This is a genomic window from Serratia sp. L9 (assembly GCF_050632285.1).
In the GTDB taxonomy this organism is placed as follows: Bacteria; Pseudomonadota; Gammaproteobacteria; order Enterobacterales; family Enterobacteriaceae; genus Chania.
The window spans coordinates 4,592,825-4,607,326 of sequence record NZ_CP192591.1 but is presented as its reverse complement, the minus strand read 5'-3'; the positions used below and the strand labels follow the sequence as shown (position 1 = coordinate 4,607,326).

Below are 14,502 nucleotides of genomic sequence, written 5' to 3'. Positions count from 1 at the left end.
CAGGAATAGAGACCATGGACAAACAGCAACCGACGCTATCATTGCGGGTAGTTAACAGCGACAAATTGGAAAGTGGCAAACAGGCCAGCAGCCTGTTTAGCGCCCAGGGGGATCGTTGGGAGTGACGACAGTCACCATTGGTCGATTCAGGACCAAGGCGGCAACGTCAGCCCGGCGCAGTTTGCCGTTGAATGGCGGGACGGTTCCTTTTGCCTGCGGGTGCTGAATGGCGCTTTGAATATCAACCAGTCGATGCTGGCGGCGAATTCTGGTTGGGTCCGCATTCAGCAAGGTGACGAAATCCTGCTGGGTAACCTGGCCATCAAGAGCCATATCAGCCGCTCCTCGGCAGACATGATCGATCCGCTGATGGTATCGCCGGAATCACTGGTTTCCAGCTACAGCAACCCGCTGGAAGCCATGCTGGAAGGGGGCCATCGCAGGCCGCCCAGCAGGATCTGGATGGGCGCCTGGCCTCCACGGTAGCCAACGGTTTCAGCCACGATCCGTTGCGGGTCCTGGAAACCGAAAGCCTGACGATGCATGACCCGCTGGTGGCTACCCATGAAGTCGATCAGACGCTGCAACAGGATCGCTACCGCAACCCGCTTTTTTCTTCTCCACTTTCTGATAGTGCCAAGGACAGTGCAATGGATCAGGAGTTTATCGATCTGCCACAAATCAGCAGTTTTCTTTCCGGCCAATCAGACCAGCCAGACGGCAAAATGCAGCAACAACACGTGGCAATCACGCCGCTGATGCGCGGTTTTGACGCGCAACTGCCGATCCGCAACAGCCAGGAAGCGAACGACTTCCTTGAGGAGGTCGGTAAAACCCTCAAGGCGACCATCGAAGGGCTACTGGCATTGCAGCGTAGCCAACATGGCCTGCAGGACAAGCATCTGCGCCCGCTCGAAGACAACCCGCTGCGTCTGAATATGGATTATGACACCACGCTCAGCCTGCTGTTTGCCGATCAGAAAAGCCCGGTTCACCTCTCTGCCCCTGCGGCGGTCGCGGAGAGCCTGCATAACCTGCGCCTGCATCATCAGGCCAATCAGCAGGCGATCGCCCAAGCGCTGGATACCATGCTGGAAGCCTTCTCGCCGGAACGTTTACTGACGCGCTTTACCCAATACCTGCGCAGTAATGAGCGCCAGGAGAGGGATGCAGCCTGGGCTTGGGAGATGTACAAAAACTACTACCAGGAATTGTCCTCCAGCCGCCAGCAAGGTTTCGAAAAGCTGTTTGGCGAAGTGTATGCACAGGCTTATGACCAGGCATTGCGCCAAGGGATGAAGGACAGTGAACAATGATCCAGGGCAGACGTTACTTGCTGACGGGCGCGCTGTGCCTGGCGTTTTTGCTTTCGGGCTGCACGCTATGGAAAAACAAAAACGCCCTTAGCGCTGCCGAACAACCTTCAACCGTCCGGTTGACACTGCTGGCGGAGCCGAACATCAACCCGAATGAAAAGGGCGAAGCGGCACCTACCGAGATTGCGGTGGTTTATCTCAGTGAAGACTCCAAACTGCTGGCGGCCGACTATGACCAGCTTGGCAGCGACATGCTGAAAAAAACGTTGAGCAAAAACTACATCGATCATCAGGAATACACCCTGCTGCCTAATCAATACAAACAGCTGCCGCCTATCGAGCTGGAAGAGAAAAACAACTACTTGGGCGTGATTGTCTATTATGCCGACGACAACCGTGCTGAATGGAAAAAAATAATCAAGATCAACGGGCTAGGCCATCGCTATAACGTTTTGGTCCACGTCAGAGCGGACGACATTGACTTACGGAAAGAGGAAGAATAACCATGCCGACCAAAAATCGGGTGATTTGGCGCGAAGGCCTGTTTATCAAGCCGCAACATTTCCAACAGCAGCAAAGACATAACGACTACCAACTCCAGCGCCGCCTCACTGCCCTGAAGGATTACAGCTACGGTTTCAGCTCACTGATCATCAATCAGGAACTGCTGAAGTTGGGGCGCATTGGCCTGATTGCGGCCAGCGGCAGCCTGTCTGATGGCACGGTGTTTGATATCCCTTACCAGGATCGCGCACCCAAGCCGATGGATGTGCTGAACTGCAACGATGCCGCCAGCCGGGATATCTACCTGGCTCTGCCGATGCTTAATGACGCCATCAATGAAGTGGCCAGCCAGTACAGCCAACTGCCGGGCGCGATCCGCTATGGCGAGCATACCGATGATGTGCGGGATCTGCATACCGAGGGCGGCGATGTCAGCCAGTTGGTATTAGCCCAGTTGGCACCGCGCCTGATGCAGGGATCTGAAGATCTCAGCGCCTATTCCGTGCTGCCATTGTGCCGCATCAAAGAGAAGCATCCGGATGGTTCATTGATCCTGGATGAAGAGTTTATCCCTACCTGCACCACGCTCAGCGTTTCCAACCAGTTGAAGAGCTTTATGGACGAGGTGGAAGGTACGCTGGTGGAACGTGCCCGGCTGTTGGCAAAACGTATTGGCTCCCCAGGCCAGCAAGGGATTGCCGACGTCGCCGAATTTATGATGTTGCAGGTGTTTAACCGCATGCAACCGCTGTTTACCCATCTCGCCCATCAGGCGGTGCTGCATCCGCAAGACTTTTACAGCCACCTGGTGCAGACCTGCGGCGAACTGCGCACCTTTACCGATGAGTCTCGTCTGGCGGGCAGCTTCCTTATTTATAACCATGACGATCTTACCAGCTGCTTCCAGCCGCTGTTCCAGGCATTGCGCCAGGTATTCAGCACGGTACTGACACCACGCGCCATCTCGATCCAACTGCATTCGCAGCCAAATGGTATCCGCACGGCGGCGATCAACGATCGCGACCTGTTACGCACTGCCGACTTTGTCCTGGCCGTGCGGGCGCAGATCCCGCAAGAGCAACTGCGGCGTCAGTTTGTGCAGCAAACTAAGATTACCTCGATGGAGAAAATCCGCGAACTGGTTAGCGTACAGTTGCCTGGCGTACCGCTGGTGGCGCTGTCTGCCGCACCGCGCCAACTGCCTTACCATTCGGGATATACCTACTTCATGCTTGATCGGCAAAGCCCGGCCTGGAAAGAAATCCAGCAGAGTAACGCCATTGCCTTCCACGTCTCGGGGGATTTCCCTGAACTGGATATGCAGTTCTGGGCGATTAGGAGCAACTGATGAAAATGCACGCCGTTACGGAAAACTCGCCGTTCCCAGCGCCGGAAGCCGCCACGACTTACCGGCAATATCAACTGCCGCTGCGTGGCGAAAGCCTCAACGCGATGGTGGATGCCGCCACGCCGTTACTCGGCATGGTGCTGCGCTTGAAGGATATGGAAAACCAACCCTTGCCGGATCAGCTGTATCAGCAGGTGGTAACGGATATCCGCGCCATCGAGCAGTTCTTGCAAACCAAAGGCTACGAACCAGGGGCGATCGTCTCGTTCCGCTATGTGCTTTGTACCTTTATTGATGAAACGGCGTTGGGGCACGGCTGGAATACGCAAAACGGCTGGTTGCAGCAATCTTTGCTGGTGCATTTCCATAATGAAACCTGGGGTGGCGAGAAGGTGTATGTCCTGCTGGAACGCCTGCTGGGGGAACCCAAGCGTTACCAGGATCTGCTGGAGTTCATCTATCTGTGTTTCTGCCTGGGCTATCGCGGCCGCTACAAGGTGACGTTGCAAAATAGCGATGACTTTGAACGGCTGTTCCGGCGGCTGCACCACCAACTGCACCAGTTGCGTGGTGAGGCACCGCCGACGGTTTTACACCAGAAACAAAACCGCCTTGGCGGTCGCTATTACTTGAGTAAGCGTTTGACCATCAAACATTTGTTGTGGGGCGGTCTCGGTCTGCTGGCGGTGATTTATGCGTTTTATGCCATCCACCTGCACAACCAGACTCAGGATATTTTACAGCAGCTAAACAACTTATTGAGCTAGGAAAGCACCGATGATCCAAATTGACTTGCCCACCCTGGTAAACCGCCTTCACCCGATTGCCCGCCATGCTCTGGAAGCGGCAGCGGCGCATTGTGTCAGCCAGCAGGAAGCGGAGATAACGGTCTCTCAGGTCTTACTGCAGATGATCGCCACACCGTTGAGTGATGTCCGGCTGATCCTGAACCATGCCGGTGTTGAAACCGATGAACTGCGGGAACTGCTCGATCAACGTATTTCCGGCTACCCGTCGGTGACCCAGGCTTACCCCAGCTTCTCCCCGCTGTTGGTCGAGTGGTTACAAGACAGCTGGCTATTGGCTTCGGCCGAGATGGATCACGCTCAACTGCGTAGCGGTGTGATGGTATTGACCCTGCTGCTGAGCCCTCTGCGCTACCTGACACCGGCGGCAAGCCGGTTGTTATCGCCGGTTAACCGCGAACTGCTGCGCCAGAATTTTAATGACTGGACTGCGGATTCGGCCGAAACGCCTCAACAGCCAAAAGGGGCGGATAAAACCGCTGCCGCCACCGCTAACGGCGAAAGCCTGCTGGCCCGCTATGCCAGCAACATGACCGAGCAGGCTCGTAAAGGCACTTTGGACCCGGTGCTGTGCCGCGATGAAGAAATCGACCTGATGATCGACATCCTCTGTCGTCGCCGCAAGAACAACCCGATTGTGGTAGGCGAGGCCGGTGTCGGGAAGAGCGCCCTGATCGAGGGCCTGGCGCTGCGCATTGTCGACGATCAGGTGCCGGAAAAACTGCGAAATAGCGAACTGATGACGCTGGATCTGGGGGCGTTGCAGGCCGGTGCGGCGGTGAAAGGGGAGTTTGAGAAACGCTTCAAGGGCATCATGGCGGAAATTGCCCAGTCGGCAACGCCAATTATCCTGTTTATTGATGAAGCCCATACGCTGATCGGCGCTGGTAATCAGCAGGGTGGCTTGGATATCTCCAACCTGCTTAAGCCGGCATTGGCGCGCGGTGAGCTGAAAACTATCGCCGCCACCACCTGGAGTGAATACAAAAAGTATTTCGAGAAAGACGCCGCACTTTCCCGCCGTTTCCAGTTGGTCAAAGTATCTGAACCGAGCGCGGAAGAAGCGACGGTGATTATGCGCGGCCTGCGCACCATTTATGAACAGGCGCACGGCGTGCTGATCGACGACGAAGCTTTACAAGCGGCGGCGGTGCTCAGCGATCGTTATCTCTCCGGCCGCCAACTGCCAGATAAAGCCATCGACGTGCTGGATACCGCCGCGGCGCGGGTGGCTATCAACCTGACTTCGGCACCGCGCCAGGTTTCGGCGTTGAAAACGCAACTGCATCAGCAGGCGATGGAAATCCAGATGCTGGAGCGTGAGCAGCGCCTCAATCTGAGCCACCCGGATGAACGCTTATCCGAATTGCGCCAGCAGCGTGAAGAGATTGAACAGCAGCTTGCCGCTCTGCACGCCAGTTGGCAGACACAGCAGCAACGGGTGCAACAGATTATCGCCTTGCGTGCGGAGTTACTGACGCAAGAAGACCCGGCCACCGAGGAACAGGTGGTTAATTTGGCGGCGCTGGGTGACGAACTGGAGCAGTTGCAACAGCACCAGACCCTGGTTTCCCCGCATGTGGATAAACACCAGATCGCGGCGGTGATTGCCGAGTGGACCGGCGTGCCGTTAAATCGCCTGTCGCAGAGCGAACTGGCGGTGGTGACTGAACTACCTAGTTACCTGGGCCAGCAGATCAAAGGGCAGGATACCGCCATCCACTGCCTGCATCAGCATCTGCTGACGGCCAGGGCCGATTTGCGCCGTCCGGGCCGCCCGATGGGGGCTTTCCTGTTGGTCGGGCCGAGCGGTGTCGGTAAAACCGAAACGGTATTGCAGATTGCCGAACTGTTGTACGGTGGCCGGCATTACCTCACCACCATCAACATGTCTGAATTCCAGGAAAAACACACCGTTTCACGCCTGATCGGTTCACCGCCGGGCTACGTCGGCTATGGCGAAGGCGGCGTGCTGACGGAGGCTATCCGCCAGAAACCTTACTCGGTAGTGCTGCTTGATGAAGTCGAAAAGGCGCATCCAGACGTGCTTAACCTGTTCTATCAGGCGTTCGACAAAGGCGAGTTGGCCGACGGTGAAGGCCGCATTATCGACTGCAAGAACATCGTGTTCTTCCTCACCTCCAACCTCGGCTATCAGACCATTGTCGATCATGCCGAACAGCCGGAACTGCTCAACGAACGGCTGTACCCGGAACTGGCAGCCTTCTTCAAACCCGCGTTACTGGCCCGTATGGAAGTGGTGCCTTACCTGCCGCTGGGCAAAGAAACCCTGCAGACCATCATCCACGGCAAACTTGGCCGCCTGGATAGCCTGCTGCGCCAACGCTTTAACGCCGACGTGGTGATTGAGCCAGAGGTGATTGAAGAGATCCTGCTGCGAGCTACCCGTGCAGAAAACGGCGCGCGCATGCTGGAATCGATTATCGACGGCGCGCTGCTGCCACCGGTCTCTTTGCTACTGTTGCAAAAAATGGCGGCCGGTACGGCGATTGCCCATATCCGTATTGCGACGGAGGGGAATGCGTTTACCGCTCAGGTTGAGGAGGCGTTATGAGACAACGGCTGAAAAGTTTGCTGGCCCTGCTGGAAAACGACTCGGCCGAGCAGTTGATCCACGGCTTTCTGACGCTTAACCATCATCACCAACGGTTTGGCGCCATGATGGTCGCGATGTTCAACGCCAGTGAAGGAAAGCTTGATTGTATCCGGGAGCGCGACCCAAAAGGCCGTCCCGCGGCGAAACTCGATGCCGATATCGAAGATATCAATCATCCATTGGTCAGGGTGCTGCGTAACGGCGCACCCGAAGTCTGGAATTCGCTCAATCGCGGGGTTCGCATAGAAAATGACGGCTTCCGTGACTTTATCCAGCAACTGCCAAATGGCTGTGGGATGTATGCCTTACCGCTGTTTGATTTCCACGGGCGTGCCTGTGGGGTTATTGCGGTGTTTGCCGAGCAAATCAGTCGCTTTGCAAGCCCTGAAGGTATGTTCGCAGTCTATTGCCAGGTTTTTCAGCATCGCCTCAACAAGTTGCAAGAAATGGATCATTTGAGAACACAGTTGAGCCAACTGCGCTCGATGTTCAAAACGCGTGAAAAACAGCTGGACGAGTTGATGGTCACTCTGAGCACCTCCGACGTCTCCACTTCGCCGGAGTTGTCCCGCGATTACAGCAAGATAGATGACTTGACGAACGCGGTGGAAGCGTTCGAAGCGGCGGTACTGACGCAGCGCCAACGTCTGTTTGGCAAAGACAAAAACCGCATCGCTGAAAGCTTGGGGATTTCGCAGCGCGCCCTGGTTTACAAGATGACGAAATACAGGTGTCAGCTATGAATACGTGGTTATTGATCAGTTCGTTACTGTTTTCTGGCAGCAATTCTGCCGCCCTGTGGTTGACCGGGCTACCGGCACCCCAGGCTGAAGGCGATGCGCAAAAGTTGGCGCTGGTGATGCGTTGCCGCAGTGAAAGCTCGCCGCTGCTGCGCCTGAGCTGCTACGACGATGCATTATCCTCGGCCAACGGCGTCAAGATCGGCCAGATACAGGCCGGGCCAGCCTGGCAAAGAGCCATGGCGCAGGAGAAAGGGCGCACCGATCACTCGACGGCGTTCCTGATCAGCGAAGGGGAAGGGGCAAATCCCCAGGTGGTACTGACCACCCCGGCCATCGGCGTACCACCGCCAAGACCGGTGCTGATGTTTAGCTGTATTGACAATATCACCCGCTTGCAGGTCGCGCTGGTCAGTCCGCAAAAAGACGGTGGCGTGCGGCTGATGGCTGATCAGGATCGTTTTGATGTGCAGTGGTTCCTGCGTGAGAACGGCTACCTGCTGGAGTCCAGCCGGGGGCTGGCTGGCATCGACGAAATCAAACGGCTGATGTCGGCAGAAACGCTGACGATTGACGGGGCAGGGAGCGGTGTTCCCCGTCTGACATTTAATATTTCGCAGTTGACGCCAGCGTTAAAACCGCTGCGTAACGCGTGTCACTGGTGAAGATTATGGATAGCACGTCACAACATCCCTGGCATGCATTACTGCTGGCGCCACTGACGCCCGAACAGACCGCGCAGGCGCTGGCCGACGATGATCCGCAATGGGAATATATCGACAGCCAGATGGTTAAAGTGGGCTCGTTGGCCCATGGTTCACTGAACATCGATGAACTGCAACAGCAGGCAATGGCCCTGCTTTCGCAAAAAAGCAAAGACTTCCGCCTGATGGTGCATCTGTTGCGCACCTTGCAGCATGCAGGACAACCGAGCGACCTGATGTTGGCGATGTCACTACTGACCGATTACGTGCAGCATTTCTGGACCAGCGCCTGGCCGCTGAACCCGCTGCACAAACGCCGTTTTGCCCAACAGATCCTCAAACGCTTTGACAGTGCCAGCAGCAGCTTCAGCCAGCGGGCGACGGAGGTACAACGCCAGGATGTGCAAGGTTTGCTGGCTCATCTGGCCCAGGCCTGGCACAGCAGCGAACCGGCACTGGCTAAAGAGGTGGATGACCTGCGCACCAGCTATGCGCGGATACCCGAGCGCATTGTTGAGGCAGTTATCCCTGAAAACGAAAGCACTCAGGCCCATTCGGCGGCGGCCACGGCAACCGCCAGAGTCAGCCCCAGCCTGAGCATTGATAACTCCAGCGACAAAGCCTGGCGGCAGACGCTGCTGAAAATGGCGGATTTGCTGTGTGAACTGCAACCCGAGGCCGCGATAGGCTTTCGTTTGCGCCGCCATGCCCTTTGGGGCGGTTTGACTGCCCCGCCGATGGCCCAGGCCGACGGGCGTACCCCGCTGGCCGCCGTCTCTGTCGATCGCACGGCCGATTACCTGGCCCGCATGGCCAATGCTGATTTGGCCTTGTGGCAGCAGGTGGAACAGAGCCTGACGCTGGCCCCGTATTGGCTGGATGGGCATGCGCTTTCGGCGCAGATCGCCCTCCGGCTGGGGTTCGGCAATGTGGCGCAGGCCATCCGTGACGAGCTTATCGCCTTTGTCACGCGTATGCCGGCATTAACTTCACTCTATTTTACCGATATGACGCCATTCCTCTCCCCCGAGTCTGCCAACTGGTTACAGCAGGATACGGGGGCTACGGGGGCGGTCCCACTCTTGAACAGGATGAAATTTGGCAATGCTATCAACAGCAAGGATTGGAAGCCGCGTTACAGATGATCGATCGGCAACCGCAGCAATCCGAACCCAGGGACCGCTTTTACCATCAATTGCTCAGCGCTCAACTGCTCGAAAAGGCCGGGCTGACGGCGCTGGCACAGCAGCAGTTTCACAACCTGTTGCAGGTAGGCCAGCAATTGCAGTTAAGCGAATGGGAACCCACGTTGATCGCCTTGCTGAAAGACAAGCAGCGGCAGCTCAAATCGTGATGGCCGGGAAAGGAAACAGGAGCGTTAACGCATGAAATTGCCATCTTTTATTCGCATTGCCAGGCCAGCCATACCGCGCATCAAAGCCTCGATCCCGGTGGTATTGGCGCTGTTGGCCTGTGTGGCATTAATTTGGCTGTGGGTTTATGGGCCGGAGTGGCAACTGAAAGACAGCCACCCGTTCGAACCGTTGTTAAGCCGTTGGTTGGTTACCGCGCTGGTGGTGCTGGTGGCAGTTTGCTGGCTCACTCTGAAGGTAGTGAGGCGTCTGCAACAGTTGGAGAAACTCCAACTGCAGGCCAAAACTCAGGTAGATGATCCGATCCTGGCCGATGTTGCGCAACAGGAACTGTATCTGAACGGCTGGAAGCAGCAACTGCAGCGCCGCTTCAATACGCCTTCTTACCTGTATCGCCTGCCTTGGTACATGGTGATCGGTGCCCGCAATAGCGGGAAAAGCACCCTGATCAAAGAAGGCTATAAGCTGACCGAGATTGCAGGCCCGGAAGCGATTAACGTGGAAGGTGCGGGCGAACTGCGCGTGCGTTGCTGGCTGGGTGAGCAGGCGGTGATTATCGATCCCGCCGGTGAACTGATCGAGCAGCCTACGCTTTCGGTGGTCGGTAAAGCCGCACTCAACAGCCGTTTATGGCAAAGCCTGCTGACCTGGCTGGTTGAACAGCGTAAGCGCCAGCCGCTTAACGGCCTGATCCTTACCGTGGATTTGCACCAACTGCTGACGGCCAACAAAACCCAGCGTGAAAACTACATCGCCAGCCTCCATCAGCGCCTACAGGATGTGCGCCTGGCGATGCATACCCAGGTGCCGCTGTACGTAGTGTTCACCAAAATGGATCTGCTGTATGGCTTTGAGGCGATGTATCAGACGCTGGACAAGGCTCAACGCGAGGCGGTGCTGGGTGTGACATTCAGCCTGAACGCCAGCAATCCAGACGTTTGGCGCCAAGAGTTACAACAGTTCTGGCAGCAATGGATCGCCCAGTTGAACGGCGCAATGCCGGATATGATGCTCAACGGCGTCGATGCCGGGCAGCGCAGCCAACTGTTCAGTTTTACCCGCCAGATGCAGGGCCTGCAAGGGTATGTGGTGCAACTGCTGGAAGGCCTTCTTTACAGCGGCGATCATGCTCAGCCGTTGCTGCGCGGTGTCTATCTTACCTCTGCGCAACAGCGTGGCCAGATGGATGACGTGTTCACCCAGTCTGCTGCCGTGCAGTATCACCTGGCGCCTCAGGCCTTCCCAACCTGGCCGGTGGCCGAAACCGCCCCGTACTTCACCAAACAACTGTTTGGCGAGGTGTTACTGTCGGAGCCCAATCTGGCAGGTGAAAACGGCGTTTGGCTGCGTGATGCCAGAAAACGCATGCTGGTTTTCTCCTGCGTTGGCGCCGTGGTGGCACTGACGCTGTGGGGCTATTGGCATTATTACTACCAGGTTAACTACCGCGCAGGGCAAGAGGTGCTCTCCCAGGCGAAAACCTTCCTGTCGATCCCGACCCCGAAAGGTGACGATCGTTATGGCAACCTGCAACTGCCGCTGCTGAATCCGATCCGGGACGCCACGTTGGCCTACGGCAATTATCACGAAAGGAATTCTCTGCTGGCGGATATGGGGCTGTATCAGGGCAGCAATATTGGCCCTTATGTGGAAAGCACCTACCTGCAACTGTTGCAGCAACGCTTTGTGCCTTCGTTGATGAGCGGCCTGTTGGAGCGGTTGAATGCGGCCCCTGCAGGCAGCGAAGAGAAGCTCGAGATCCTGCGCGTCATGCGCATGCTGGAAGACGGCAGTGGCCGCAATATTCCGCTGGTTGAGCAATATATGAGTGACCGCTGGAGCCAGCAGTTTAACGGCCAGCGCGAACTACAGCAGCAACTGATGGGGCACCTGGACTATGCGCTCAAGCACACCGATTGGCATGCCGCACGAGAAAGTGGCGACCAGTTGGCCATCAAGAGTTTTGTGCCGTATATCCAGCCGATCAACGCGGCACAGCGCGAACTGAGCAAACTCTCTATTTACCAGCGGGTGTACCAGAACCTGCGTATCAAGGCGCAAGAAGCGCTGCCACCGGCGCTTAATCTGCGCGATCAGATCGGGGCCAGCTTCGACGACGTGTTTGTTGCCAGCAACGACCGCCTGTTGGTGGTCCCGCAGTTCCTGACGCGTAATGGCTTGCAGAACTATTTCGCCAAACAGAATGACCAACTGGTGGAACTGACGGTGATGGACAGCTGGGTACTGAACCTCAGCAAAAACGTCGAGTATAGCGAAGCTGACCGCCGGGAGATCCAACGGCAGGTTACTGAACAGTATATCGGCGACTACAACGCCACCTGGCGTGCGGCGATGAACAACCTCTCGGTGGGCGAGTTTGAAGATTTGCCACAGGCAATCAGCGCCATCGAGCAGGTGATCAGCGGGGAACAACCGTTCCGCCGTGCCATACAGACGCTGAGTGATAACACCCGTCAACCTGCTATTCCAGAGGCGTTGCCGGGCAAAGATCGCCAGGATCTGCTGCAAAAAACCGATTACCAGTTGTTGGGGCGTATCAACCGCGAATTTGCACCGGAAACCGCCGTGCTGGTGGAAAACGGCGACAAAGGCAGCGTGATGCAAAGCGTTTATCAGAAGCTGACCGAACTGCACCGTTACCTGCTGGCGATCCAAAACTCACCGGCACCGGGCAAGGCGGCAATGAAGGCGGTGCAGTTGCGCCTGGATCAAAACAGCAGCGACCCGATATTCGAAGTGCAGCAGCAGGCCAAAAACCTGCCGGAGCCGCTCAACCGTTGGGTTGGCGACCTGGCCGAACAGGCGTGGCGCGTGGTGATGATGGAGGCTATCCAGTCGCTGGAAGTGGAATGGAACGACACGGTGGTGAAGCAATACCAGACCTACCTGGCGGGCCGCTATCCGTTCGATCCAAACGCCAGGCAGGATGTCCCATTGAGCGAGTTTGAACGCTTCTTCGGGCCTAAGGGCACCCTTGATGCCTTCTACCAGCAGAACCTGAAGCCGTTTGTGGATAACAACCTGAGCAGCGGCAGTGACGGCCAACTGCTGATCCGCCCGGATGTGTTGCAGCAACTGGCGCAGGCACAGAAGATCCGCGACACCTTCTTCTCGGCACAAAACGGCCTGGGCACGCAGTTTGCTGTCGAGCCGGTGATGCTGAGCGGCAACAAGCGGCGCAGCGTGTTGAACCTGGATGGACAACTGCTCGATTACGCCCATGGCCGCAGCACCATGGTGCATCTGGTGTGGCCAAACTCGATGCGTGCCGGGGTGGAAAGCAAGGTGACGCTGGTGCCGGATGAGAACGGCAAATCGCCTCGCACCATTGGTTTCAGCGGTCCATGGGCCCAACTGCGGCTGATTAACGCCGGTGAGCTGACCAATGTCGGCACCAACTCGTTCGATGTCCGCTTCAAGGTCGACGGTGGCGAGATGACCTATCGCATTCATGTGGATGAGTCTGATAACCCGTTCTCTGGCGGCCTGTTCAGCAAATTCAGCCTGCCAGACACGCTGTATTAATCGTTGTTATCCCGTCTCTCTGCCGTACTGGGCAGAGAGACGCTTTTAGGATGAACCGCATGAGTGAAGCCCCGGAAAGTATCATTATTCAAACTGGCACCGACCCGCGCCGTTGGCCGGAATTCAGCGCCATTCGCGAAGAAATCAACAAGATAAACCACCCGGCGCGCCCCGAGGTCAACTGGCGCCTGATCGAATCGCTGGCACTGACGCTGTTTCGCACCAACGGTGTCGATTTGCAAACGGCGGTGTATTACGCCCTGGCCCGTACGCAAAAAAATGGCCTGGCCGGGTTCACCGAAAGTTGCGAGCTGCTGGCGGGCATGGTGGTCAGCCAATGGGAGCAACTGTGGCCTGAGCAGCTACAGGCGCGTACCGAGATATTGGAGTGGTTCAATGCCCGGGTGGGCAACCAACTGCGCCAACATGAATTTGAAACCGATGACCTGCGGCTGGTCTACCGCGCGGAGCGGGCGCTGCAACTGCTGTGCGACAAGCTGCAACAGGTCGAGCTAAAGCGCGTACCGCGTATCGAAAATCTGCTGTACCTGATGCAGAACACCGCCAAGCGGCTGGAAGCGGCGCACGAGGCCGCCAAACAGCCGCCGGTGGGATCGATCAAGATGCCGCCGATGGTGTACCTGTCGGTGCCGGAAAGCGAACCGATCCGCACGTTGTTCTCGGCGGCGAAACCGGCACCGAAAGAAGAGCCCTTGCCTTATCAGGAACCTCCTTTCCAGGACGAGCCGCTGGGCAATGTCGAGGTCCGTTTTGCCGCTATGCCGGTGGAGAAGAAACGGCCTTCGGCGCTGTGGGGTTTTGGCTGCGGCGTGCTGTGCAGCCTGCTGGTGGGCGCGGGAATTTATTGGCTGCAAATTAAGCCGATGCAACAGCAGTTGGCTGCGCTGGCCGAGAAACCGGAAGGGGCGGTGCAGTTATGGCTCGCCAAACCGGACGTCACAACCTACGGCCAACAGTTGAACACCCTGGAAAACCTCTCGCCGTTGGCCGGGCTGCGCACTGCAGACGCTTCGGTGGCACTGGCCCGCCAACACTGGCCGACAGACCCGGCTCAGGTGGAGGAGAGCCAACGCTGGGAGCGCCTGTTGCAAGCCAGGATCGGCAGCGGTGAACGGGCCGACAGCAGCTATTTCCAGGTCCAGCAGCGGCTGCAGGCGCTGTCGGCAAAGCTGCTTGAGCAGGAACAGATCCGTGGCAGCCTGACGATTTCCTATCTGAAAACTGCGGTCTATCAGATGCAAAGTGAGTTGAACCGGGAAACACCGCTGGAGGAGTTGCTGCGCCAGCTCTCGGTCTCGGTAGAAAAACAGCAACCGGCCTCGCCGGTGCTGCTCAAACAGATCGACGATCGCTGGAATGCGTTACTCAGCCGTTATCACCAATTAACCCGGCAGGCAGCCCCTGCGCGTTAACATCCAGGAAGGAGAAACTATGTTTGCTGATGATAAAAAGGCCAAGGGCAGTCTCAAGCCTGACAATATTGTGGCTACCGATACGGCACCCACGTTAAGTGGTGAGCAGCTGGCG

General features: G+C 57.0%; 8 protein-coding genes and 2 pseudogenes. All 10 read left to right on the top strand.

What is annotated here, in order from left to right; translation table 11 throughout:
- Positions 1–14: 14 nt before the first annotated feature.
- The 10 genes and pseudogenes from tagH (at position 15) to ACQ86O_RS21950 (ending at position 14,387) form a co-directional block, all read left to right on the top strand.
- Positions 15–1,316 (top strand): annotated as a pseudogene (gene tagH / locus ACQ86O_RS21995) (type VI secretion system-associated FHA domain protein TagH).
- Complete coding sequence (gene tssJ / locus ACQ86O_RS21990) at positions 1,313–1,819, top strand: type VI secretion system lipoprotein TssJ (RefSeq protein ID WP_431222853.1); 507 nt, start codon at positions 1,313–1,315, stop codon at positions 1,817–1,819. Before tagH ends, tssJ begins: the two are co-directional and overlap by 4 nt.
- A gap of 2 nt (positions 1,820–1,821) precedes the next feature.
- Positions 1,822–3,168 (top strand): type VI secretion system baseplate subunit TssK, encoded by a 1,347-nt coding sequence (gene tssK / locus ACQ86O_RS21985; RefSeq protein WP_431222852.1) that lies wholly within the window; start codon positions 1,822–1,824, stop codon positions 3,166–3,168.
- The gene (gene icmH / locus ACQ86O_RS21980; protein ID WP_431222851.1) at positions 3,168–3,935 is read left to right on the top strand and encodes a type IVB secretion system protein IcmH/DotU; all 768 of its coding nucleotides are present in this window, start codon (positions 3,168–3,170) and stop codon (positions 3,933–3,935) included. The genes tssK and icmH overlap by 1 nt, the downstream gene beginning before the upstream one ends.
- 10 nt (positions 3,936–3,945) lie before the next feature.
- Complete coding sequence (gene tssH, locus ACQ86O_RS21975; RefSeq protein ID WP_431222850.1) at positions 3,946–6,549, top strand: type VI secretion system ATPase TssH; 2,604 nt, start codon at positions 3,946–3,948, stop codon at positions 6,547–6,549.
- Positions 6,546–7,334, top strand: coding sequence for a Fis family transcriptional regulator (locus tag ACQ86O_RS21970; protein ID WP_431222849.1), 789 nt, complete (start codon positions 6,546–6,548; stop codon positions 7,332–7,334). Before tssH ends, ACQ86O_RS21970 begins: the two co-directional genes overlap by 4 nt.
- Positions 7,331–7,996: a type VI secretion system-associated protein VasI gene (gene vasI, locus ACQ86O_RS21965; protein WP_431222848.1), complete on the top strand. Its 666-nt coding sequence runs from the start codon at positions 7,331–7,333 to the stop codon at positions 7,994–7,996. The genes ACQ86O_RS21970 and vasI overlap by 4 nt, the downstream gene beginning before the upstream one ends.
- A 5-nt stretch (positions 7,997–8,001) precedes the next feature.
- Positions 8,002–9,389 (top strand): annotated as a pseudogene (tssA, locus tag ACQ86O_RS21960) (type VI secretion system protein TssA).
- A 31-nt stretch (positions 9,390–9,420) separates the two neighbouring features.
- On the top strand, positions 9,421–12,954 hold the full coding sequence (tssM, locus tag ACQ86O_RS21955; protein ID WP_431222847.1) for a type VI secretion system membrane subunit TssM: 3,534 nt from the start codon (positions 9,421–9,423) through the stop codon (positions 12,952–12,954).
- A gap of 59 nt (positions 12,955–13,013) precedes the next feature.
- Positions 13,014–14,387 (top strand): VasL domain-containing protein, encoded by a 1,374-nt coding sequence (locus tag ACQ86O_RS21950; protein ID WP_431222846.1) that lies wholly within the window; start codon positions 13,014–13,016, stop codon positions 14,385–14,387.
- The last annotated feature ends 115 nt before the right edge of the window (positions 14,388–14,502 follow it).